The 21,358-nt window shown below is 65.6% G+C and carries 21 protein-coding genes and 1 tRNA gene; 19 read left to right on the plus strand and 3 right to left on the minus strand.

All coding sequences use genetic code 11. The features are described from left to right. Nucleotides 1–271 precede the first annotated feature (271 nt). From AC07U1_RS11110 to AC07U1_RS11145, 8 genes are all read left to right on the plus strand, one after another. The gene (locus AC07U1_RS11110) at nucleotides 272–361 is read left to right on the plus strand and encodes a potassium-transporting ATPase subunit F (protein WP_056347272.1); all 90 of its coding nucleotides are present in this window, start codon (nucleotides 272–274) and stop codon (nucleotides 359–361) included. Between the two features lie 13 nt (nucleotides 362–374). Next, nucleotides 375–2,078 carry a potassium-transporting ATPase subunit KdpA gene (gene kdpA, locus AC07U1_RS11115; RefSeq protein ID WP_495176480.1) on the plus strand — a complete coding sequence of 568 codons (1,704 nt, stop codon included), beginning with the start codon at nucleotides 375–377 and terminating at the stop codon, nucleotides 2,076–2,078. A gap of 12 nt (nucleotides 2,079–2,090) precedes the next feature. Beyond that, a complete protein-coding gene (kdpB, locus tag AC07U1_RS11120) occupies nucleotides 2,091–4,127 on the plus strand; it encodes a potassium-transporting ATPase subunit KdpB (protein WP_495176479.1) in 2,037 nt (678 codons plus the stop codon). 10 nt (nucleotides 4,128–4,137) lie between these two features. Next, complete coding sequence (kdpC, locus tag AC07U1_RS11125; protein ID WP_495176478.1) at nucleotides 4,138–4,728, plus strand: potassium-transporting ATPase subunit KdpC; 591 nt, start codon at nucleotides 4,138–4,140, stop codon at nucleotides 4,726–4,728. Continuing rightward, nucleotides 4,725–7,397 carry a DUF4118 domain-containing protein gene (locus AC07U1_RS11130; RefSeq protein ID WP_495176477.1) on the plus strand — a complete coding sequence of 891 codons (2,673 nt, stop codon included), beginning with the start codon at nucleotides 4,725–4,727 and terminating at the stop codon, nucleotides 7,395–7,397. Before kdpC ends, AC07U1_RS11130 begins: the two co-directional genes overlap by 4 nt. Then, a complete protein-coding gene (locus AC07U1_RS11135) occupies nucleotides 7,394–8,116 on the plus strand; it encodes a response regulator (RefSeq protein ID WP_187141846.1) in 723 nt (240 codons plus the stop codon). Before AC07U1_RS11130 ends, AC07U1_RS11135 begins: the two co-directional genes overlap by 4 nt. A 121-nt stretch (nucleotides 8,117–8,237) precedes the next feature. Beyond that, entirely contained in the window at nucleotides 8,238–8,570 is a 333-nt protein-coding gene (locus tag AC07U1_RS11140; RefSeq protein ID WP_495176476.1) for a hypothetical protein, read from the plus strand. A 117-nt stretch (nucleotides 8,571–8,687) separates the two neighbouring features. Continuing rightward, entirely contained in the window at nucleotides 8,688–9,506 is an 819-nt protein-coding gene (locus AC07U1_RS11145) for a TorF family putative porin (protein ID WP_495176475.1), read from the plus strand. A gap of 159 nt (nucleotides 9,507–9,665) precedes the next feature. Here the strand turns inward: AC07U1_RS11145 and AC07U1_RS11150 are convergent. Together AC07U1_RS11150 and AC07U1_RS11155 are read right to left on the minus strand one after the other, a co-directional pair. Next, a tRNA-Thr gene (locus AC07U1_RS11150) sits at nucleotides 9,666–9,741 on the minus strand. A 79-nt stretch (nucleotides 9,742–9,820) separates the two neighbouring features. Then, a complete protein-coding gene (locus tag AC07U1_RS11155) occupies nucleotides 9,821–10,693 on the minus strand; it encodes a hypothetical protein (protein ID WP_495176474.1) in 873 nt (290 codons plus the stop codon). 63 nt (nucleotides 10,694–10,756) lie between these two features. Between AC07U1_RS11155 and AC07U1_RS11160 the strand changes: the two genes are divergently transcribed. The 11 genes from AC07U1_RS11160 to AC07U1_RS11210 all read left to right on the plus strand — a co-directional run bounded on the left by AC07U1_RS11160 (nucleotide 10,757) and on the right by AC07U1_RS11210 (nucleotide 20,983). Further along, complete coding sequence (locus AC07U1_RS11160) at nucleotides 10,757–11,335, plus strand: NifU family protein (RefSeq protein WP_492740587.1); 579 nt, start codon at nucleotides 10,757–10,759, stop codon at nucleotides 11,333–11,335. A gap of 25 nt (nucleotides 11,336–11,360) precedes the next feature. Then, nucleotides 11,361–11,954, plus strand: coding sequence for a malonic semialdehyde reductase (locus tag AC07U1_RS11165; protein WP_492740389.1), 594 nt, complete (start codon nucleotides 11,361–11,363; stop codon nucleotides 11,952–11,954). Next, nucleotides 11,929–12,579: a tRNA (adenosine(37)-N6)-threonylcarbamoyltransferase complex dimerization subunit type 1 TsaB gene (gene tsaB, locus AC07U1_RS11170; RefSeq protein WP_495176473.1), complete on the plus strand. Its 651-nt coding sequence runs from the start codon at nucleotides 11,929–11,931 to the stop codon at nucleotides 12,577–12,579. The genes AC07U1_RS11165 and tsaB overlap by 26 nt, the downstream gene beginning before the upstream one ends. Continuing rightward, nucleotides 12,576–13,055 carry a GNAT family N-acetyltransferase gene (locus tag AC07U1_RS11175; RefSeq protein WP_262407962.1) on the plus strand — a complete coding sequence of 160 codons (480 nt, stop codon included), beginning with the start codon at nucleotides 12,576–12,578 and terminating at the stop codon, nucleotides 13,053–13,055. Before tsaB ends, AC07U1_RS11175 begins: the two co-directional genes overlap by 4 nt. Nucleotides 13,056–13,160: 105 nt before the next feature. After that, nucleotides 13,161–13,601, plus strand: coding sequence for a Ros/MucR family transcriptional regulator (locus AC07U1_RS11180; RefSeq protein ID WP_056346584.1), 441 nt, complete (start codon nucleotides 13,161–13,163; stop codon nucleotides 13,599–13,601). A 132-nt stretch (nucleotides 13,602–13,733) separates the two neighbouring features. Beyond that, the gene (locus AC07U1_RS11185) at nucleotides 13,734–14,159 is read left to right on the plus strand and encodes a Fur family transcriptional regulator (RefSeq protein ID WP_056346586.1); all 426 of its coding nucleotides are present in this window, start codon (nucleotides 13,734–13,736) and stop codon (nucleotides 14,157–14,159) included. Beyond that, nucleotides 14,128–14,925, plus strand: coding sequence for a lysophospholipid acyltransferase family protein (locus tag AC07U1_RS11190; protein WP_495176472.1), 798 nt, complete (start codon nucleotides 14,128–14,130; stop codon nucleotides 14,923–14,925). Before AC07U1_RS11185 ends, AC07U1_RS11190 begins: the two co-directional genes overlap by 32 nt. Nucleotides 14,926–14,932: 7 nt before the next feature. Then, nucleotides 14,933–16,270: a tRNA (N6-isopentenyl adenosine(37)-C2)-methylthiotransferase MiaB gene (gene miaB / locus AC07U1_RS11195; protein WP_495176471.1), complete on the plus strand. Its 1,338-nt coding sequence runs from the start codon at nucleotides 14,933–14,935 to the stop codon at nucleotides 16,268–16,270. Between the two features lie 131 nt (nucleotides 16,271–16,401). Next, on the plus strand, nucleotides 16,402–17,409 hold the full coding sequence (locus AC07U1_RS11200) for a PhoH family protein (RefSeq protein WP_187141838.1): 1,008 nt from the start codon (nucleotides 16,402–16,404) through the stop codon (nucleotides 17,407–17,409). A 320-nt stretch (nucleotides 17,410–17,729) separates the two neighbouring features. Further along, entirely contained in the window at nucleotides 17,730–19,982 is a 2,253-nt protein-coding gene (locus AC07U1_RS11205) for a TonB-dependent hemoglobin/transferrin/lactoferrin family receptor (protein WP_495176470.1), read from the plus strand. A 20-nt stretch (nucleotides 19,983–20,002) separates the two neighbouring features. After that, nucleotides 20,003–20,983 carry a DUF6607 family protein gene (locus AC07U1_RS11210; protein WP_495176469.1) on the plus strand — a complete coding sequence of 327 codons (981 nt, stop codon included), beginning with the start codon at nucleotides 20,003–20,005 and terminating at the stop codon, nucleotides 20,981–20,983. Nucleotides 20,984–21,042: 59 nt separating this feature from the next. Here AC07U1_RS11210 and AC07U1_RS11215 read toward each other — a convergent pair whose 3' ends face one another. Continuing rightward, nucleotides 21,043–21,354 carry a hypothetical protein gene (locus tag AC07U1_RS11215; protein WP_495176468.1) on the minus strand — a complete coding sequence of 104 codons (312 nt, stop codon included), beginning with the start codon at nucleotides 21,352–21,354 and terminating at the stop codon, nucleotides 21,043–21,045. Nucleotides 21,355–21,358 lie beyond the last annotated feature (4 nt).

Here is a 21,358-nt window from a genome sequence, read left to right on the forward strand (position 1 = left end):
CGCGGCGAACCGAGTCCCGCGTGCGTCGCAGCCCGAAAAACGGAGAAATCATACGAGAATACTATGCGAGCCGGCCTTTCGGTCTCTCGCATTAAAACGTGCGACTCTCCTATTTGACGGTCCGCAGACGACTCGCGCCACACACCGTGGCCGGCGCCATGCTGGAGCAAACCCATGCAGGACCTTCTCTGGATCGGCCTCATCCTCTGTCTGGTCGCGGCAAGCCTTGGCTATGCCCGCCTGTGCGACGACGCGTGAAGGACAGGTGGCGATGACACTCGACCTCTGGCTCGCGGGCGCCACCGCGCTCGGTCTTCTTTTCTATCTCGTGGCCGTGCTCGCACGGCCCGAACGCTTCTAAGGGAGGCGCACCCATGACCTTTCAGGGATGGTTTCTCATCGTCGCGTTCGTCGCGATCCTGCTCCTGTTCTGCAAGCCCGTGGGCCAATGGCTCTTCGCGCTCTACGAGGGGCGACGGACGCCCCTGCACCGCATATTCGGGCCGGTCGAAACCGGCTTTTACCGCCTGTCGGGTATCGACCCGAACGAAGAGCAGGGGTGGCGGCGCTACGCGGTCCATATGCTGATCTTCAATGCGACGCTGCTGCTCTTCACCTATGCGATCCTGCGCCTGCAGGGCGTGCTGCCGCTCAATCCGCTCGGACATGACGGCACGAGCGCGGATCTCGCGTTCGACACGGCGATCAGTTTCACCGCAAACACCAACTGGCAGAGCTATGGCGGCGAGTCGACGATGTCGAACCTCAGCCAGATACTTGGCCTTACCATTCACAATTTCCTCTCGGCTGCGACGGGGATTGCGCTCGCTTTCGCGTTGTTTCGCGGCTTCGCGAGGCGCGAGATGAAAACGATCGGCAATTTCTGGGCCGATATGACGCGTGTGACGCTCTACCTGCTGCTGCCGCTCTGCGTTGCCATCGCGATCTTCTACATCGCGAGCGGCGTGCCGCAGACACTGGCGGGTTCGGTCGACGTGACGACGCTCGAGGGCGCGAAGCAGACGCTCGCGCTGGGGCCGGTCGCCAGCCAGGAAGCGATCAAGATGCTCGGCACCAACGGCGGCGGCTTCTTCAACGCCAACAGCGCGCATCCGTTCGAGAACCCGACCGCACTCACCAACCTCGTCCAGATGCTCTCGATCTTCGCGATCGGGGTCGGGCTGACCTGGACCTTCGGCCGCGCCGTGGGCAACCAGCGTCAGGGCTGGGCCATCCTCGCCGCGATGATGACGCTGTTCGTTGCTGGCACCGCCATCACCTATTGGCAGGAAGCCGCCGGCAACCCGATCCTTCACCAGCTTGGCGCCGCCGGCGGCAATATGGAAGGCAAGGAGGTTCGCTTCGGCATCGCGGCCTCGTCGCTCTTTTCGGTCGTCACCACCGCGGCGTCGTGCGGCGCGGTCAATGCGATGCACGACAGCTTCACCGCGCTCGGCGGGATGATCCCGCTGTTCAACATGCAACTTGGCGAAGTCGTCATCGGCGGCGTTGGCGCGGGCATCTATGGCTTCCTGCTCTTTGCGATCCTCGCGATCTTCGTCGCGGGTCTGATGGTCGGGCGTACCCCCGAATATGTCGGCAAGAAGATCGAGGCGCGCGAGGTCAAGCTCGCCGTGCTCGCGATCGCGGTCTTGCCGCTGATCATCCTCGGCTTCACCGCGATCGCGTCGGTCACCGAGGCGGGGCTGGCCGGGCCGCTCAACAAGGGGGCGCATGGTTTCTCGGAGATCCTCTACGCCTTCACCAGCGCGGTCGCGAACAACGGGTCGGCCTTTGCGGGCCTCACCGCCAACACGCCTTTCTATAATGGCATGCTGGGCGTCGCGATGTGGATCGGCCGTTTCTTCATCATCATCCCCATGCTGGCTATCGCGGGAGGCCTGGCGGCGAAGAAATATACGCCCGAATCGGCGGGCAGCTTCCCCACCACCGGGCCGCTGTGGACGGGCTTGCTGATCGGCATCGTGCTGATCGTCGGCGGCCTGACCTTCCTGCCCAGCCTCGCGCTCGGTCCCATCGCCGATCATCTCGCGATGATCAACGGCCAGCTCTTTTAAGGATCCATGCAAATGGCTCGGTCCGTACAAAAATCATTGTTCACGGCAGACCTGATCGTTCCCGCGATCGGCGACGCCTTCCGCAAACTCAATCCGAAGGAACTGATCCGCAATCCGGTGATGTTCACGACGGCCGTAGTCGCGACCTTGCTGACGGTTCTCCTCGCCGTCGGTCAGGACGGCCTTGCCACCGGCTTCAAGCTGCAGCTCGTGATCTGGCTCTGGCTGACCGTGCTGTTCGGCACCTTTGCCGAAGCGCTCGCCGAAGGGCGCGGCAAGGCGCAGGCCGCCTCGCTCCGCGCCACCAAGGCGGACCTGATCGCCAAGAAGCTGAAGGGCGACGGGAATGCCTATGAAAGCGTTCCCGCCAGCGCGCTCCGGGTCGGCGACGTCGTGCTCGTCGAGACCGGCGACCTGATCCCGTCGGACGGCGAAGTCGTCGGCGGTGTCGCGTCGGTCAATGAAGCGGCGATCACCGGCGAAAGCGCGCCGGTGATCCGCGAGGCGGGCGGCGACCGCTCGGCGGTCACCGCCGGCACCCGCGTGATCTCCGACGAGATCCGCGTCCAGGTCACGGTCAATCCGGGGCAGGGCTTCCTCGACCGGATGATCGCGCTCGTCGAAGGCGCCGAGCGGCAGAAGACCCCGAACGAAATTGCGCTGACCCTGCTGCTCGTCGGCCTCACGATCATCTTCCTGATCGCGGTCGGCACGATCCCGGCATTTGCGAACTATGCGGGCGGCAGCATTCCGGTCGCAATCCTCGCGGCGCTGTTGATCACCCTTATCCCGACGACGATCGCGGCGCTTCTCTCGGCCATCGGCATCGCGGGCATGGACCGCCTCGTGCGCTTCAACGTGCTCGCCAAGTCTGGCCGCGCCGTCGAGGCGGCGGGCGACATCGATGTGCTGCTGCTCGACAAGACCGGCACGATCACCGTCGGCGACCGGCAGGCGACCGAATTCCGTCCGGTCGGCGGCCAGTCGATGGCTGTCCTTTCGGAGGCGGCGCTGCTCGCCAGCCTCGCCGACGAAACCCCCGAAGGCCGCTCGATCGCCGCACTCGCGCGCGAGAAATTCGGCCAGGCGGTGACCGAACTGCCCGAAGGCGCGGAGATCATCCCGTTCACCGCGCAGACGCGCATCTCGGGGATCAAGCTTGGCGATAGCGTGATCCAGAAGGGCGCCGTGGATTCGGTCCTCAAGGCAAATCCCGGTGCAGGGGCAACCGCCGCTGCGACCGAGCTGCGCCGCATCACCGACGAAATCGCGCGCGCCGGCGGCACCCCGCTCGCCGTGGCGAAGGACGGCGAGTTGCTCGGCGCGATCTTCCTGAAGGACATCGTCAAGGCGGGCATTCGCGAACGCTTCGGCGAGCTGCGCGCGATGGGCATTCGCACCGTGATGATCACCGGCGACAATCCGCTCACCGCCGCGGCGATCGCCGCCGAGGCCGGGGTCGACGATTTTCTCGCGCAGGCGACCCCCGAGGACAAGCTCGAGCTGATCCGCAAGGAACAGGCCGGCGGGCGGCTCGTCGCGATGTGCGGCGATGGCACCAACGACGCCCCGGCGCTTGCGCAAGCCGACGTCGGGGTCGCGATGAACACCGGCACGCAGGCGGCGCGCGAGGCGGGCAATATGGTCGATCTCGACAGCGATCCGACCAAGCTGATCGAGGTCGTCGGCCTCGGCAAGCAATTGCTGATGACGCGCGGCGCGCTGACGACCTTTTCGGTCGCGAACGATGTCGCCAAATATTTCGCGATCATCCCGGCGATGTTCATCGTGCTCTATCCGGGATTGGGCGTGCTCAATGTGATGGGGCTGAGCAGTCCTGAGAGTGCGATCCTGTCGGCGATCATTTTTAACGCGCTGATCATCCCGCTGCTTGTGCCGCTGGCGCTGAAAGGCGTCACCTACAAGCCGATGGGGGCGGGCCCGCTGCTCGCCCGCAACCTCGCCGTCTACGGCCTTGGCGGCCTCGTGGCACCTTTTGTCGGCATCAAGCTGATCGACCTCGCGGTCGGCGGCCTGGGTCTCGTCTGAGGATATGACAATGAACAAGGATTTCATCAGCTCGCTGCGTCCGGCGCTCGTCATGACGCTGCTGTTCGCGCTGCTCCTCGGGCTCGCTTACCCGCTGGCGCTCACCGGCATCGGGCAGGCGCTCTTCCCCAATCAGGCGAATGGCAGCCTCGTGGAAGAGAAGGGCCGCGTGGTCGGCTCGACCGTTGTCGGCCAGGCCTTCACATCGGAGCGCTATTTCAACACGCGGCCTTCCGCGGCGGGTGACGGCTATGACGGCCTGGCATCGTCGGGGTCGAACCTCGGGCCGACGTCGCAGGCGCTCATCGACCGGGTCAAAGGCGATGTCGAGAAGCTGAAGGCCGCCGAACCCGGCAAAGCCGTTCCGTCCGACATGGTGACCGCATCGGGATCGGGCCTCGATCCGGACATCACGCCCGAGGCCGCTTTCTATCAGGTCGACCGGGTGGCGAGCGCCCGCGGGCTCGCTCCGGATGCCGTCCGCGGGCTGGTCGAACAGAGCGTCGACAAGCCTCTCCTCGGCATTCTCGGCGAGCCGCGCGTGAATGTGTTCGAGCTCAATCGACGACTCGATGCTTTTGGCGCTAAACCCGCCGCGTGACAGAGAAGGATCGACCATCACCAGAGGCCTTCCTGCGCCAGGCGGCGCAGGAAGGCCGCGGCCGTTTGAAAGTCTTTCTGGGTGCAGCCCCCGGGGTCGGCAAGACGTGGGAGATGCTCACCGACGGGCGGCAACGGCGCGAGGCCGGGGTCGATGTCGTGATCGGCGTGGTCGAGACCCACGGCCGCCGCGAGACCGAGGCGCTGGTCCACGGCCATGAGATCATCCCGCGCCGCGACGTCGATCATCAGGGACATAGCCTTGGCGAAATGGACATCGACGCGATCCTCGAACGCCGTCCGGGGCTCGTGCTCGTCGATGAACTTGCCCATTCGAACGCGCCGGGCAGCCGGCATCCGAAGCGTTACCAGGATGTCGAGGAACTGCTCGATGCGGGCATCGACGTCTATTCGACGATCAACATCCAGCACGTCGAGAGCCTGAACGACGTCGTCGCCTCCTTCACCCGCGTTCGTGTCCGCGAGACGGTGCCCGACTCGATCCTGGAAAATGCCGAGATCGAGGTGGTCGATATTCCACCCGACGAGCTGATCGAGCGGCTGCGCGACGGCAAGGTCTATATTCCGCAGGAGGCGAGCCGCGCGCTCACCCATTTCTTCTCCAAGTCCAACCTGACCGCGCTGCGCGAACTGGCGCTCCGCCGCGCCGCGCAGGCGGTCGACGCGCAGATGCTCGAACATGTCCGCGCCAATGCGCTGGCGGGCAGCTTCGCGGTCGGCGAACGGATCGTCGTTGCGGTCAGTGAACTGCCCGTCGCCGCCGAACTCGTCCGCGCCGGGAAGCGGCTCGCCGACGCGCTGCGGGCGCCGTGGACCGCGGTCTATATCGAGACGCGGCGAAGCCAGGCGATGTCGGATGACGATCGGCGGCAGCTTGCCGACACGCTCGCGCTCGCCTCGCGGCTCGGTGCCTCGACCGCCACCGTGCCGGCGGCGAGCGTCGTCGAAGGGCTGCGCGCCTTTGCCGGCGAGGCACGGGCGACCCAGATCGTCATCGGCAAGTCGAGCCGCCCCTGGTGGTTCGAAATGCGCCATGGCTCGGTCGTCGACCAGCTCGTCCGGACGATCGACGATGTCGCCATCCATGTGCTGCCCGGCGAGCCTGCCGCGCGGTCCGGACAACAGCGTGGCCGCCTTGTCGTTCCCGGGCGCTGGGGGCGGCCGGCGGACTATGTCTGGTCGCTGATCATGGTCGCCGCGATGACGGCGCTGGGCCGCCTGCTCCTCGCGGCTATCGACCTCGGCAATATCGCCTTGCTCTATCTGGTGCCGGTCATGTTCGCCGCCGCGACGTTCGGCGTGCGCGCCGGGCTGTTCGCGGGCCTTGCATCGAGCCTTGCCTATAATTTCTTTTTCCTGCCGCCGACCGGCACGCTCACCGTCAACAATCCGGAAAATGTCGTCAGCATTCTCGTGCTGCTCGGCGTCGCGGTGGTCACCAGCCAGTTTGCCGCGCGGGTGCGCGCGCAGGCCGATCTTGCGCAGTGGAGCGCGCGCCAGAATGCGGCGCTCGCCAGCTTTTCGCGGCAGCTGACCGCTGCCCCCGACCAGGACACGCTGATGCATGCGATCTGCGCCGAGGTCGGGCGTCTGCTCGATGTCCGCACGGCGCTGCTGTTGCCGTCCGCCGACGGGCCGACGTTGCGCGCCGCGGTGCCGCCCGAAGACCGGCTCGAGCAGATCGAGCGTGCTGCAGCCCAATGGGCGATGGACAATGAACAGCCCGCCGGGCGCGGGTCGTCGACGCTCACCGCGTCGGACTGGCTGTTCCATCCGCTGCGCACGACGCGCGGTGTGCTCGGCGTCCTCGGCATGACCCGTGACGATGCGCGCGAACCCATCCGGTCCGACCAGGTGCCGCTGTTGATGAGCCTGCTCGATCAGGCATCGATCGCGCTCGACCGCATGGCGCTCGAAGAAGCGTCTCTTCACGCGCGGCAGGTGGACGAGCGCGACCGTTTGCGCTCGGCCCTGTTGTCCTCGGTCAGCCACGATCTTCGCACGCCGCTCACCACGATCCTCTCGGCGGCGCAGGAAATGCAGCGCCACCCGTCGCCGCAACTGGCCGAGACCATCGAGACCGAAGCGCGCCGCCTCAACCGCTTCGTGTCGAACCTGCTCGACATGGCGCGCGTCGAAGCGGGCGCGTTGCCGTTGAAGGTCGAGGCCACCGAATTGTTCGACGCCGCGGCGAGTGCGGCGCATGACACACGGGCGTCGCTGACCGGCCATGAGGTGAAGATCGATATCTCACCCAATATCCCGTTCGTCCGCGTCGACCCGGTGCTGCTCCACCATTGCCTGATCAACCTGCTCGACAACGCCGGACGCTATGCCGATCCCGATACGCCGATTGTCATTCGGGCGCGGCGCAGGGCGGATGCGATCCTGTTGTCGGTCATCGACCAGGGACCGGGTATCGCGCCCGGGAATGAGAAGCGCGTCTTCGAAACCTTCACCCGTCTCGAAGGAAGCGACCGCGCGAAGCACGGCACCGGGCTTGGCCTCGCCATCGTCAAGGGCTTTGCCGAGGCGATGGGGCTGTCGGTCGAGGCGGGCAACAATGCCGAGCCGCATGGCGCCTGCTTCACCATCCGCATCCCCGACGCGCTGATCATCACGCATCCGATCGACAAGGACATATCATGAAAGTGCGTCACAAGGTCTTGATCGTCGATGACGAATTCCACATTCGCCGCCTGATCCACGCGGCGCTGGCGCGGGCCGACTATGCGATCGTCGAGGCGGAAAATGCGCGCGAGGCGATCGAACGTCTGCGTGAAGAGCGTCCCGACATTACGCTGCTCGATCTCGGGCTGCCCGACCGCGACGGGCTCGAGCTGGTTCCGCTCTTCAAGCAGCAGTCCGATACGACCCTGATCGTCGTGTCTGCGCGCGATGCGACCGAAGAGAAGGTCGCGGCGCTCGATCTCGGCGCCGACGATTATCTGACCAAACCCTTCGACACCGACGAACTGCTGGCGCGCGTGCGCGTCGCTTTGCGCAACCGCCTGACCCGTGACGGCGGGAATCTGACCCTGTCGGTGGGTGATGTGACGATGGACTTGATCGCGCGGACGGTGACCAAGGCGGGCAAGGAGGTGCATCTGACGCCCAAGGAATATGCCGTGCTCGCGCAACTCGCGCGGTTCCCCGGCCGGGTCATAACGCACAACCAGATCATGAACGAGGTCTGGCCGACCGAGCATGAGCATCATGTCGAATATCTCCGTGTTCTCGTCCGGACCTTGCGCCAGAAGCTCGAAGCCGATCCGCAGCAGCCGCAGATCATCTGCAACGAACTCGGCATCGGCTATCGCCTGCGCCTCGGCGATCCTCTTGCCGAGGAGGGCGCGTCGGCGCGCTGAGTGGGAGGCGGCGCGCTGTCGGGCTGCGACTATATGCAATCTCTATGCCCGGCGGCGTTTCCCGATCTCGATTTCCTACGCGTACATGCATAGGTGAACGACCTCCCTTTGGAGGTCTGACGTGAAGAAATGGCATGACACCCTTGCGGCCCATCTGGGCCTGCGCGTCGGCGGCCTCGGGCTTCTTGTGCTGGGTTGGTCGGTTGCCGTCCGGCTTCACCAGATGGCGCTCACCACCCCGGCCCGCGATGCGACATCGTTCATGATGCTCCTCTCCGCGATCGTCTTTGTCTGCGGCAGCGCCGGGAGCGCGCTCCTCTTCGTCGGTCCCGGCCTGTGGGAAACCGTCGAGGTTTCCGAGCGCTGGAGGCGTCTGCCCGCGTCTGACTTCGAAGCGCCGACGATATTCGAACAGCTGTTGGTGCCCGGCGATCGAAACCGGCCGGTCGCGTAGCAAAAACACTATGCGGTCGGGCGGTTCTCGCTCTCGATTTCCAACGCCGCGCCGATCTAGTTGAGCATCCTCGCGAGCCTCCGCCATGTCCGGCCGAGGCGTTTTCTAGAGGAAGATATGAAAATCATCATCTCGGCCGCCGTTTTTGCGGCAGCACTGTCTCCCGCCGCCGCATGGGCGCAGGAAGAAGAAGAACCGGCCGTCACCATTTCGGGTTCGGCAACGATCGCCTCGGACTATCGTTTCCGCGGCGTGTCGCAAACCGACAAGGAAATGGCGGTGCAGGGCGGCCTCACGGTGACGCATGAGAGCGGCCTCTATGCCGGCGCCTGGGCGTCCAATCTCTCGGGCTGGGGCACCTTCGGCGGCGCGAACATGGAACTCGACCTGATCGGCGGATACAAGGCGTCGATCGCGGACAATATGACGCTCGACATGGGCCTCGTCTGGTACATGTATCCGGGCGGCGCCGATGACTCGGATTTCGCCGAACCCTATGTCAAGCTGACGGGCACCACCGGGCCGGCGACGCTGACGGCGGGCGCGGCCTATGCGCCCAAGCAATATGCGCTCGCGAACGTTTCCGCCGCGCCGAACAGCCGCGGCCAGAGCGAAGATAATCTCTATCTGTGGGGTGATGGTGCGTTGGCGATCGCCGGAACACCGCTGACGGCGAAGGCGCATATCGGTTATTCGGACGGAAACCCCGGCCTCGGTCCCAACGGCACGAGCGTCGCGCCGACCGGTCGCTATTGGGACTGGTCGCTCGGCGTCGACGCGGTCTGGCGCAATCTGACGCTCAATTTTTCCTATGTGGACACGGATATCAGCAGGGCGGAGGGCGCGCCCCTTCAGCCCAATTTCAGCAAGGGACTCGATGGCAGCGGTTCCATTGCCGACGCGGCGGTCGTGGCAAGTGTCACGGCCTCCTTCTGAGTATAGGCCGATCCGGACGGCGCGTTGCCGTCCGGACCAATCTCGTGGCGAGGCTCGGCGCGAACGCATGTCATGCGCTATGCAAGGATCGCCCGCGTCATTCGCCACGGTCGGAGCGGGAAAACCGACGGCGTCTTGGGCCGATGGCGAGAGACTGTGTGGTGCCGGCTGTCAGACTCGAACTGACGACCTACCGCTTACAAGGCGGTTGCTCTACCAACTGAGCTAAGCCGGCGCGCCGTTTGCGGCCCTAGGCATTTTTCGGTCGGATGGAAATATCCGGCGTCGAGAAAATGCGAAAAGCGAAAAACGCGTCAAACTATGCCAAAGGTCCAGCCTTCGGTGCGTGCGAGTGTGTCGGTGAGCGGGGCAGGCGCCCAGCGTGCGGGGTCGTGCGCGATCGCGCGCAGCCAGGCGGCGGTCAGCAGTGCGTCGCTCGCATGGTCGCCGATCGGGCCGATATGCCGCACGGGCGGTGATCCCAGTTCGGCCAGCGTGGCGTCGAGCACGGCGCCGTCGCGGATCTTGCTGCGGCCTGCGGGCACGCGCGCGGCGCGCGCGGCAAGGCCGGTGTAGATTTCGACCAGCAGCGGCCCCGCCCTCGGCACCGGATCGAGCGGCCACAGCGGCATGCGGCCGCTGAGGCGATGGAGCAGGCGCATGCCCGCAAGGCTTGCCTTGCCGACCTGCGCCGCGCCGACGAGGTTGAAATTGCTCACGCTCGCCGCTTGCCTTGTGGCGCGCTGGTGCTGCTCGACGACGCGCAGCCGGCCGGCACCGGCTTCGAAGAGGTCGCCGACGTCGCCGCGGCCGTGGCGGAAATGCCGCCGCGCTTGCGGATGCGCGAGGAAGCCGCCGACCTCATAATGCGGATCGGCGGCGGTGAGATGTTCGACCAGCGCCCATAGCGACGGGAGGTCGCCCGGGCTCTCTGCCCATTCGGGGAAATAGGCACCGCGATCGGCGAAGGCGAAGGCGACCGAAAAGTCGAAGCCGATCAGCATGTCGATGCCCGACGCGGCGACGCCTTCGAGCCAATCCAGCATCTCGGCCCGCGACCAGATATGGCCGGGCCGCACCAGTGCGGGCGCCGCCGTGCCTCTGGCGACCGCCAGCGCGATCCCGCGCTGCCGCGCGCCGCGCGCGCCCGACCAGTCGATCGCGGCGAAATGGGAGAAATGGCGCATTTTTCGACCCTACAGCATCTTTGTCGGCTTGCACAAAGCCCGATCGCGTCCCACATGCCCCCCATGCTGATCGAAACCGAATCGACGCCCAACCCCGCGACGCTCAAATTCCTGCCCGGCCAGGCGGTGATGGACGCGGGCACCCGGGACTTCGCGAGCCCCGAGGAAGCCGAAGCCTCGCCGCTCGCGACCGCGCTGTTTGCGCTCGGCGACGTCACCGGGGTGTTTTTCGGCCGCGACTTTGTCTCGGTCACCGCGGCGCCCGGCGTCAGCTGGAGCGATCTCAAGCCCGACGTCCTCGGCATCGTGATGGACCATTTCCTCGGCCAGATGCCGCTGTTCAACCCCGGCTCTGCCGCGGGGATCAGCGTTCCGGGCGAGGATGAGGCGAGCTTCGCCGACGATCCCGCCGACGCCGACATCATCGATCAGATCAAGGAATTGATCGAGACGCGGGTCCGCCCGGCGGTTGCCAACGACGGCGGCGACATCGTCTATCGCGGGTTCGACAAGGGCAATGTGTATCTGAAGATGCAGGGCGCGTGCGCCGGCTGTCCTTCGTCGAGCGCGACGCTGAAGAACGGCATCGAATCGCTCCTCAAACATTATGTTCCCGAAGTGACGGCCGTTCACGCCGTTTGATTCCCCGAGAAGGAGACTAATCCCGATGAGCGAGCCGCTTTCCGACCAAGCTCTCGACCAGCTGTTTCGCACCGCGCGGACCTACAATGGCTATCTCGATACGCCCGTTTCGGAAACCCAGCTGCACGCGATCTGGGATCTGGTGAAATTCGGCCCGACCAGCGCCAACTGCCTGCCGGCCCGGATCATCTGGTGCACCAGCACCGAAGCGAAGGAAAAGCTCGCGGCGCTCGCGCTGCCCGCCAATGGCGACAAGATCCGCAGCGCGCCGGTCACCGCGATCATCGGCATGGATCTCGAATTCTACGAAAACCTGCCCGAGCTTTTTCCGCACGCCGATGCGAAAAGCTGGTTCAACACCAATGCCGAACTGGCGCACGCGACCGCGTTCCGCAATTCGAGCCTGCAAGGCGCCTATTTCATCCTCGCCGCGCGCGCGCTCGGGCTCGACACCGGGCCGATGTCGGGTTTCGCCAACGACGCCGTCGACGCCGCCTTCTTCGCCGACCAGCCGAGCGTGCGCAGCAATTTCATCTCGACGCTTGGTTACGGCGACCCCGCGACCATTTTCGAGCGCAGCCCGCGCCCCGGCTTTGACCGCTTCAATCGCATCGCCTGACGGCCTGCGCCGGCTCGTCATCGATAGTGCCAGCGAGGCCTGCTCGGTCGCGCTGTTCGATGGCGCGCGCCTGCGCGATTTTCGCCATGACATCATCGGCCGCGGCCATGCCGAACGGCTGGTGCCGCTGATCGCCGAACTGGCGGACGGCGGGCGCGCCGACGCGATCCTTGTCGGTTGCGGCCCCGGCAGCTTCGCCGGGGTGCGCATCGGTGTCGCCGCGGCGCGCGCGCTGGCGCTCGGCTGGCGGGTGCCGGCGTTCGGTTTTTCGACCCTCGCGCTCGTCGCGGCTGCTGCTGCCGACGAGATCGCGGCGGCGGACGGCGCGCTCGTCGTGATGGAGGGCGGGCACGGTCAATGGTTCGTCCAGCCCTTCGCCGCCGACCTGTCGCCGCGCGCCGATGTCCGCTCGCTGCTGCCCGACGAAGCGGTGCGGCGCGACGACGCGCTGGTCGTCGGCAACCGCGCCGAGGCGTTCGTCGCGCTGCGCGGCGCGGGGACCGCCTTGCCGATGCTTCCCGACGCCCGCGCCTATCCGCGCCTGCCCGCCGCGGCGACCTTCGCCGAACCCAGCCCCCAGTATGGCCGCGCGCCCGATGCCAAGCCGATGGCGGCGCGCGTATGAGCGACTTCCGCCTTGCGACCGCGCGCGTCGCCGACCTCGCCGCGGTCATGCGCGTGATGGATGCCGCCTTCGATCCGGCTTTTGGCGAGGCATGGAGCCGCGCGCAGTTGCTCACCCTCTTCGCGCTGCCGTCGGCGCGTGTCTGCCTCGCGTGGGACGGCGAGCAGCCATGCGGTTTTTCGGCGGCGCGCATCGCGGGTCCGGAGAGCGAGTTGTTGTTGCTCGCGGTCGATCCGGCGTGGCGCGGCCGCGGAATCGGCGCCGCGTTAATATCCGATTGGCAAGCCTGGGGCCGCGGCGAAGGTGCCGAGGACTATTTCCTCGAAATGCGCGCTGACAACGACGCCGTTCATCTCTATGAGCGCAGCGGGTTTTCGGAGTGCGGTCGGCGCAAGGACTATTATCGAGGCGGTGACGGGATGATCCGCGACGCGATTACCATGCGTCATTCATCCGGAACCGGTCTAACTAGGTGATAGACCTTGCGGAAATGCTGCCATAATGGCAGTATCTCGGCCGGATGAAGAACAGCCCCAATATTCGTCGTCCATCTTCTGGGTATATAAAAAAGGAACCGTCCCATGTCGGATCAAACCGATACCAGTGAAATGCTGGTCACGCTGACTGCTGACATCGTTGCTGCCCATGTCAGCAACAACAGTGTCGCGATTTCAGATCTTTCTGCGCTCATCAACAACGTCCACGCCGCCCTCTCCGGCCTCGGTACGCAGCCTGTCGAAGAAGAGAAGCTGGTACCGGCGGTGTCGATCCGCACCTCGGTGAAGCCCGATTACATCACCTGTCTCGAGGACGGCAAGAAGCTCAAGATGCTGCGCCGCCACCTGATGACCCATTATGGCATGACCCCCGACGACTATCGCGCCAAATGGGGCCTGCCCGCCGACTATCCGATGGTCGCCCCCAATTACGCCGAAAAACGTCGTGCGCTGGCCAAGGAAATCGGCCTCGGCACCAAGGGCCGCGGCGGCGGGCGCAAGCCCAAGGCCAAGAAAGCGGCCTGACGCGTTTCGAGCTTTGGCCTTTCAGGGCAGATGGGGGCGGTGCTGCAAGGCGCCGCCCTTGTTCTATGCGCAGGCCGTGCCTATACAGAATATAAGAACAAAGAACGGCTGCAGATTGCAGGAAAGGCCCGCATGTCCGGTACCATCGACCTCGAAGCCCTGTGCCACGAAAAGGGCCTGCGCATCACCGAGCAGCGCCGCATCATCGCGCGCGTGATCTCCGACAGCGAGGATCATCCCGACGTCGAAACGCTCTATGAGCGCGCGTCGAAGGTGGACAGCGGCATTTCGATCGCCACCGTCTATCGCACCGTTCGCCTGTTCGAAGAGGCCGGCATCCTTGATCGCCACGATTTCGGCGACGGCCGCTCGCGCTACGAAGCGGCGCCCGAGGCGCATCACGACCATCTGATCGACGTCGAAACCGGCCGGGTGATCGAATTCGTCGATCCCGAGCTCGAGGCGTTGCAGAAGGTTATCGCCGAACGCCTCGGCTTCCGCCTCGTCGACCATCGCATGGAGCTCTATGGTGTCGCCCTCGATCGCAAGCGCGACTAGACCCGCACGGGTCACCTGGCGTTCGATCGTCCGCCTCACCGCGATGGTGCTGGCGCTGCTGTTCCTGATCGTTCCGCACCTTTGTTATCGCGCGGTCGGCCGCCCGTCGCCGATGGTGATGGCGTTCCTCAACGCCGTCGGTTGGATCGCGGGGCTACGCGTCCGCACGACGGGCACGCGGCTGCGGCGCAACGTGTTGTTCGCGTCCAACCATGTCAGCTGGCTCGACATCCTCGCGCTCGGCGGCGCCGCGCGTTCGGCATTCGTGTCGAAGGCCGAGGTCGAGGGCGTGCCGCTCGTCGGCTGGCTCGCCGACCAGAACCATACGATCTATGTGCAGCGCGAGGCGAAGCGCGAAATCCACAATCAGGCGAACGACCTGCGCAACGCGCTGGCGCGCGGTCGCCCGGTGACGCTGTTTCCCGAAGGCACGACGGGCCCCGGCGACGGACTGCTGCCGTTCCGCGCTTCGCTGTTCCAGGCGGTGATCCCGGCCCCGCCAAACCTGCAGATCCAGCCGGTCTTCATGGATTATGGCGCGGAATCGAACGATATCGCCTGGCTCGACCCCGAATCCGGACTCGACAATTTCAAGCGACTGCTCGCGCGCGCAAAGCCGATCCATCTTACCATCCATTACCTTGATCCGCTGCCCGCCAGCGTGACGCATGATCGCAAGGCGATCAGCGAAGCGGCGCGCGCCGCGATCGCGCAGGAAATGGCCGAGACGGCCAAGCCTTCCGCCCGTGCGATGCATCGCCTATAGCGCGCCGATGAAATCCGACTCTCCCAAGACCTTTCACATCAAATCCTTCGGTTGCCAGATGAACGTCTATGACGGCGAGCGCATGGCCGAAATGCTCGGCGCGCGCGGGATGACCGCCGCCGCCGACGGCGCCGACGCCGATCTGGTCGTGCTCAACACCTGCCACATTCGCGAAAAGGCGGCCGAAAAGGTCTATTCGGACATCGGCCGGCTGAAGCGCGACGACGGCAGCCGCCCGACGATCGCGGTCGCCGGCTGTGTCGCGCAGGCCGAGGGCGCCGAAATCGCGCGTCGCGCACCGACCGTCGACGTCGTCGTCGGGCCGCAGGCCTATCACCGGCTGCCCGACCTGCTCGACCGCGCCGCGCGCGGCGAAAAAGCGGTCGACCTCGACATGCCCGCGATGTCGAAATTCGACGCCTTGCCCAAACGCGGCGCCGGTCAGCGCCCGACCGCCTTCCTCACCGTGCAGGAAGGCTGCGACAAATTCTGCACCTATTGCGTCGTGCCCTATACCCGCGGCGCCGAGATCAGTCGGCCCTATGCCGACCTGATCGCCGAGGCCCGCGCGCTCGTCGAGGGCGGTGCCCGTGAGATCACTCTGCTCGGCCAGAACGTCAACGCGTGGGACGGCGAGGATGATCGCGGCCGCGCCGTCGGTCTCGACGGGCTGATCCGCGACCTGGCGCGCGTCGACGGGCTCGAACGCATTCGCTACACCACCAGCCACCCCAACGACATGACCGACGGGCTGATCGCCGCGCATGGCGAAATCCCGCAGCTCATGCCCTATCTCCACCTGCCGGTGCAGGCGGGCAGCGACCGCATCCTCGCCGCGATGAACCGCAGCCACAGCGTCGACAGCTATTTGCGCGTCATCGAACGCGTCCGCGCCGCCCGCCCCGACATCGCGATCTCGGGCGACTTCATCGTCGGCTTTCCGGGCGAGAGCGAGGAAGATTTCCAGGCGACGCTCGATCTGATCCACGCGACGCGTTACGCTATGGCGTACAGCTTCAAATATTCGCGCCGCCCCGGCACCCCCGCCGCGACGATGGGCGATCAGATATCGGACGAGGTGATGCACGATCGCCTCCAGCGGCTGCAGGCCCTGCTCAACGAACAGCAGCACGCGTTCAACGCGGCGACCATCGGCAAGACCACGCACCTGCTCCTCGAACGCAAGGGCAAGCTCGACGGCCAGCTGATCGGCAAGACACCCTGGCTGCAGTCGGCGCATGTCATCGCGCCGGGGCTCGCCATCGGCGACATGGTCGATGTGCGCATCGCCGCGGCGGGTCCGAACAGCCTCACCGCCGAATTGCTCGTCGAAGAGGTCGCCTAGTGCGGCGCGGGGAGGCGGTGTCGCTTTTTGGCAACGCTGCTCTCTCCTTTCGTCCCGTTCCCCTCCGTCGGAGTGGACTCCCGTCTTGGCGGGAGTAGAGTCGTGCCGTCGATCGAAGGAGCCTTGCCCATATGTCCAAACGCCCGCTGACCGCCGCCTCTCCCGCCGAACCCGGCGACCGCGTCCGACTGACGGCGGAATTCGAGCGAACGCAGCTTTTGGGCATCTTGTTCGGTGAATTCGACCGCAATCTCGTCGGGATCGAAAACCGGCTCGGCGTCTATATCTCGGCGCGCGGCAATCGGGTGCAGATCGAGGGCGAGGCCGAAGCCGCGGCGCGCGCCCGCGACGTCCTCGTCGACCTCTACAACCGTATCGAACAGGGGCAGGAAGTCGACGCCGGTATGGTCGATGGCGTGATCGCGATGTCGGCGCAGCCGACGCTCGACGGTATCATCCGCCACGAGATCAACGAAGCGCCGCCGATCATGATCCGCACCCGTAAGAAAACGATCGTCCCGCGCGCGCCGTCGCAAATCCCCTATATGCAGGCGTTGGCGCGTGAAGACATCATCTTCGCGCTCGGCCCGGCGGGGACGGGTAAGACCTATCTCGCGGTCGCGCAGGCGGTCGCCCAGTTGATCACCGGCAGTGTCCAGCGCCTGATCCTGTCGCGCCCTGCGGTGGAGGCGGGCGAAAAGCTTGGCTTCCTGCCGGGCGACATGAAGGAAAAGGTCGATCCCTATCTGCGTCCGCTCTACGACGCGCTGCACGATTGCCTGCCCGCCGAGCAGGTCGAGCGCCGCATCGCGAGCGGCGAGATCGAGATCGCGCCGCTCGCCTTCATGCGCGGGCGGACGCTGGCCGACGCCTTCATCATCCTCGACGAGGCGCAGAACACGACGATCCCGCAGATGAAGATGTTCCTCACCCGCTTCGGCATGAACAGCCGCATGGTGATCTGCGGCGATCCGAAGCAGGTCGATCTGCCGATCCCCGCCAGCTCGGGCCTCGCCGACGCCGTCTCGCGCCTCGAAGGGGTCGAGGGCATCAACGTCAGCTATTTCACCAGCGCCGACGTCGTCCGCCACCCGATCGTCGGGCGCATCGTCGATGCCTATGAGGGGCCGGGGGCCTAACTCTTAAAGATCCTCCCCGTCGCGCGGCGATGGGGAAGGGCCGCTTGCGAAGCAAGGGGCGGTGGGGGCGGCGACGGCACCGCCAATGGCCCTCCGTCAGCGCTTCGCGCTGCAAACCCCTCGTGCCTGCGGCACAGGGAGGATCATTTCCACACTTTATCGCCATCCCGGCGAAGGCCGCGATGACGGCATATGGCCCGCCTTCCCCGATTGTTCGCCTGTCTTTTCAATAACGAGTCGCAATAGCATGTTGACCCTCTGAACTTGCGCGCCTAGATGACCGCTATTGCGAGTCAGTCGCATAAATCAGGGGAAGAAAATTGATCATCCAGCGTTCGCCGTCCGTCTCCCGTCTCGCCGCCGGTACCGCGTTGGGCATCGCGCTCGCCGCGACCGCGACGCCCGCCATGGCGCAGGATAATGACGGTGAATATTGGGCGGCGCGCAAGAACCAGATCGTCGTCACCGCGACGCGGACCGAGAAGAGTGTTGAGGATGTGCCGCTGACCATTTCGTTGATCACCGAGGAGCAGATCGCGAACGAACTGGCGACGGATATCCGTGACCTCATCCGCTTCGAACCCGGGGTCAGCGTCCAGCGCCAGCCCGCGCGGTTCGGCGCCGCGCTCGGCGCCACCGGCCGCGCCGGCAACGATAGCTTCAACATCCGCGGCATCGGCGGCAACCGCGTGCTGATCCAGGTCGACGGCGTGCGCGTCCCCGATGGTTTCAGCTTCGGCGCGCAGGCGGCGGGGCGCGGCGACTATGTCGACCTCGGCCTCGTCAAGTCGGTCGAAATCCTGCGGGGTCCCTCGTCTGCGCTTTACGGCAGCGACGGCCTTGCCGGTGCGGTCAGCTTCGTCACCAGCGACCCCGTCGATTTCCTGCCCGGCGGCAAATCGGTCGGCGGCCTCGTCCGCGGCGCCTATAGCAGCGCCGACGACGAGTTCAGCGAAACCGCGATCCTCGCGGGGCGCAGCGGCGACTGGTCGGTGATGGCCGCCTATACGCGCCGCGACTGGCAGGAACTCGACAACAAGGGCAGTGTCGGCGGTTTCGGCAGCCTGCGCACCGAGCCCAATCCGCAGGACGGCCGCTCGAACGCCGCGCTGGCGCGGATCGTCTATGATCCCGCCAGCGGCCACAAGCTGCGCCTGACCGGCGAATATCTCGACACCCACCTCTACACCAACGGCCTCACCGGGCGCAGCACCACCGTCGACCGGCTCGAAGGCTTCGACAGCGGCGAACGCAAGCGCGTCTCGCTCGACTGGAGCTGGGAAGGCGAGGGGCTGATCGATTTTGCCCGCGTCGCGCTGTACTGGCAGGACGGCGAGGACAATCAATACACCGAGGAAGACCGCACCCCCGCCGCCGACCGCACCCGCCTCAACACCTTCGAAAACCGCGTCATCGGCGCCGCCGCCGATGCCCGCGCCGATTTCAACACGGGCGCGATCACGCATCGCATCGTTTTCGGCGGCGACATCAGCAAGACGCGGCAGCGCGGCCTGCGCGACGGCACCGTGCCTCCGGCGGGCGAGGTGTTCCCGACCCGCGCCTTCCCGACCACCGATTTCACCCGCGCCGGCCTGTTCGTCGGCGACGAGATCGGCATCGCCGAGGGCGCGCTGACGCTTTATCCGGCGTTGCGCTTCGACTGGTACGACCTGTCGCCCCGCGCCGATCCGCTACTCCCGACCTTCGCGGGCGCCGGACAGGATGGTTCGCGCGTTTCGCCCAAATTCGGCGCGGTCTGGAAGGTCACCGACCAGGTGCGGCTGTTCGCCAATTATGCGACCGGCTTCAAGGCGCCCGAACCGGGGCAGGTGAACCAGTTCTTCGAAAATCTCGCCTTCGGCTATACCTCGGCTCCGAACCCCGACCTCGGCCCCGAACGCAGCGAAAGCTTCGAGGGCGGGCTGCGCTTTTCCAGCGACCATGTCAGCCTCGACCTCACGGGTTTCACGTCGCGCTACAAGGATTTCATCAGCCAGGAAGTGGTGAGCGGCAGCTTCACCCCCGCCGACCCCGCCGTCTATCAATTCGTGAATCTCGATCGTGTCCGGGTCAAGGGGGCCGAGGCACGCTTCGAGGGGCGAGCGTCGTCCGGCCTCTATACGACGCTCGCCCTATCCTATGCGACGGGCGATGTGATCGAACCCAATGGCGCGCGCAGCCCGTTGTCGACGATCGACCCGCTCAAGCTCGTCGCCGGCGTCGGCTATCGCGAGCGCACCGGGCGCTTCGGTGGCCAGATCATCATGACCCACAGCGCGCGCAAGGAAGCGTCGCGGGCCGACGGCGTCTGCACCCCGCAATGCTATCGTCCCGACGCCTTTACCATCCTCGACGCAACCGCCTTCGTGCGGCTGATGGACGGGCTGACGCTGCGCGCCGGCGTCTTCAACATCCTCGACAAGAAATACAGCTGGTGGAGCGACGTGCGCGGACTCGCGCTGGTGTCGTCGGTGCCCGCGACGGTCCCCGCGACCTACGTCACGCCGGCCACCGCCGATGCCTATACCCAGCCGGGCCGCAACGCGAGCGTGTCGCTGAGCTTCCGCTTCTGACCACAAGAAGGACTGCACCGATGAAGAAAACATATCGTTCGCTCGCCGCCGGCCTGTTGCTGCTCTCCGCCGCGCTGCCGGTCGCGGCGCTCGCCCACCCGCCGATCGCCGCCGACGCCGCCGCAGCGAATTTCGAACAGGACCGCGCCGACATCCTTGCGATGGCGGGCAACTACCGCGTCAGCTTCAACATGCAGGAATCGACGCGCTGGGACCCGAATTACGAGGTGCTCGAGCCGAAGCGTTCGGGCGGCAACGAGGTTGTGCGCGTGATTGAGGACACGGGGCGGAAGATCGTGCTCCAGCACATGCTCGTCATCACCGGCGACGACGACAAGAGCATGATCATCAAGCATTGGCGCCAGGACTGGGAATATGAACCCGCCAGGGTGCTCGTCTATTCGGACCGCAATAGCTGGACCTGGGAAGATGTCCCCGAAAAGATGCGCACCGGCCGCTGGTCGCAGACGGTCTATCAGGTCGACGACAGCCCGCGCTATGCCGGCTGGGGTCAGTATGAAACGCAGGGCGGCGTCCGCCGCTGGCGCTCGAACTGGACCTGGCGCCCGCTCGCCCGCCGCGATGCGGTGCGCAATCCGGTCTATGATCGCTATCTCTCGATCAACCGCCACCAGCCCTCGCCCGACGGCTGGGTCCATTGGCAGGATAACACCAAGATGGGGATCAAGGACGGCAAGCTGGTGCCGATCGTCCAGGAATATGTCCTCAACACCTATATCAAATACGACCAGTATGACGTGAAGGCCGCCGACGATTATTGGGCCGCCACGAAAGACTATTGGGCGGTCGTCCGCGCCGAATGGGACCGCGTCGCCGCGACCAAGGGCGGCATCGCGATCCAGGAGGAAGCACAGACCGGTACCGTGATCAGCGGCCGCCTGCTCGATATGGCGAACGAGATCCAGGACAAGACGCTGACGACCGCGAAGGCGATCGAAGAAGCGAAAAAGCTGATCGAAACGAACACCCGCAAGCTTTGACGACCTTCACCATGTGAAGCCCGCACCTCAAGGGGCGGTCCGCAAGGGCCGCCCCATTTTTATGCGCCGGCTTGATGGTTTCGGCCACAATGCCCACAAGTTCGGCGTGGCCATGGCGTCGCCCAAGCGAACAGGCTTTTGCGGCTCAGGAACGGCGACAAACCGCAGTCAGGGCAGCGAAAGAGATGCATCGAGGCGACGCCGTGGCCCAGCCAGAACATCATGCCGGCAATAATGCCCGGCCGGCCGAAGTGGCGATCCAACAATGCTATCCAGATCGGGAAGGTCAGGAATACCGATAGCGTCCAAAACATGAACAGCCGCGCCTTGTTGTAAAGTGACGGCCTCATCGGTTTCGAATTGCCCGCCATTCGC

This window comes from Sphingopyxis sp. GW821-FHT02C12, assembly GCF_059421785.1.

Excerpts from the sequence above, each read along its gene's own strand:
- AC07U1_RS11110 (WP_056347272.1), top strand. The coding sequence starts at position 272 with ATGACACTCGACCTCTGGCTCGCGGGCGCCACCGCGCTCGGTCTTCTT.
- kdpA (WP_495176480.1), top strand. The coding sequence starts at position 375 with ATGACCTTTCAGGGATGGTTTCTCATCGTCGCGTTCGTCGCGATCCTG.
- kdpB (WP_495176479.1), top strand. The coding sequence starts at position 2,091 with ATGGCTCGGTCCGTACAAAAATCATTGTTCACGGCAGACCTGATCGTT.
- kdpC (WP_495176478.1), top strand. The coding sequence starts at position 4,138 with ATGAACAAGGATTTCATCAGCTCGCTGCGTCCGGCGCTCGTCATGACG.
- AC07U1_RS11135 (WP_187141846.1), top strand. The coding sequence starts at position 7,394 with ATGAAAGTGCGTCACAAGGTCTTGATCGTCGATGACGAATTCCACATT.
- AC07U1_RS11145 (WP_495176475.1), top strand. The coding sequence starts at position 8,688 with ATGAAAATCATCATCTCGGCCGCCGTTTTTGCGGCAGCACTGTCTCCC.
- AC07U1_RS11155 (WP_495176474.1), bottom strand. The coding sequence starts at position 10,693 with ATGCGCCATTTCTCCCATTTCGCCGCGATCGACTGGTCGGGCGCGCGC.
- AC07U1_RS11160 (WP_492740587.1), top strand. The coding sequence starts at position 10,757 with ATGCTGATCGAAACCGAATCGACGCCCAACCCCGCGACGCTCAAATTC.
- AC07U1_RS11165 (WP_492740389.1), top strand. The coding sequence starts at position 11,361 with ATGAGCGAGCCGCTTTCCGACCAAGCTCTCGACCAGCTGTTTCGCACC.
- AC07U1_RS11175 (WP_262407962.1), top strand. The coding sequence starts at position 12,576 with ATGAGCGACTTCCGCCTTGCGACCGCGCGCGTCGCCGACCTCGCCGCG.
- AC07U1_RS11180 (WP_056346584.1), top strand. The coding sequence starts at position 13,161 with ATGTCGGATCAAACCGATACCAGTGAAATGCTGGTCACGCTGACTGCT.
- AC07U1_RS11185 (WP_056346586.1), top strand. The coding sequence starts at position 13,734 with ATGTCCGGTACCATCGACCTCGAAGCCCTGTGCCACGAAAAGGGCCTG.
- AC07U1_RS11190 (WP_495176472.1), top strand. The coding sequence starts at position 14,128 with ATGGTGTCGCCCTCGATCGCAAGCGCGACTAGACCCGCACGGGTCACC.
- miaB (WP_495176471.1), top strand. The coding sequence starts at position 14,933 with ATGAAATCCGACTCTCCCAAGACCTTTCACATCAAATCCTTCGGTTGC.
- AC07U1_RS11200 (WP_187141838.1), top strand. The coding sequence starts at position 16,402 with ATGTCCAAACGCCCGCTGACCGCCGCCTCTCCCGCCGAACCCGGCGAC.
- AC07U1_RS11210 (WP_495176469.1), top strand. The coding sequence starts at position 20,003 with ATGAAGAAAACATATCGTTCGCTCGCCGCCGGCCTGTTGCTGCTCTCC.
- AC07U1_RS11215 (WP_495176468.1), bottom strand. The coding sequence starts at position 21,354 with ATGGCGGGCAATTCGAAACCGATGAGGCCGTCACTTTACAACAAGGCG.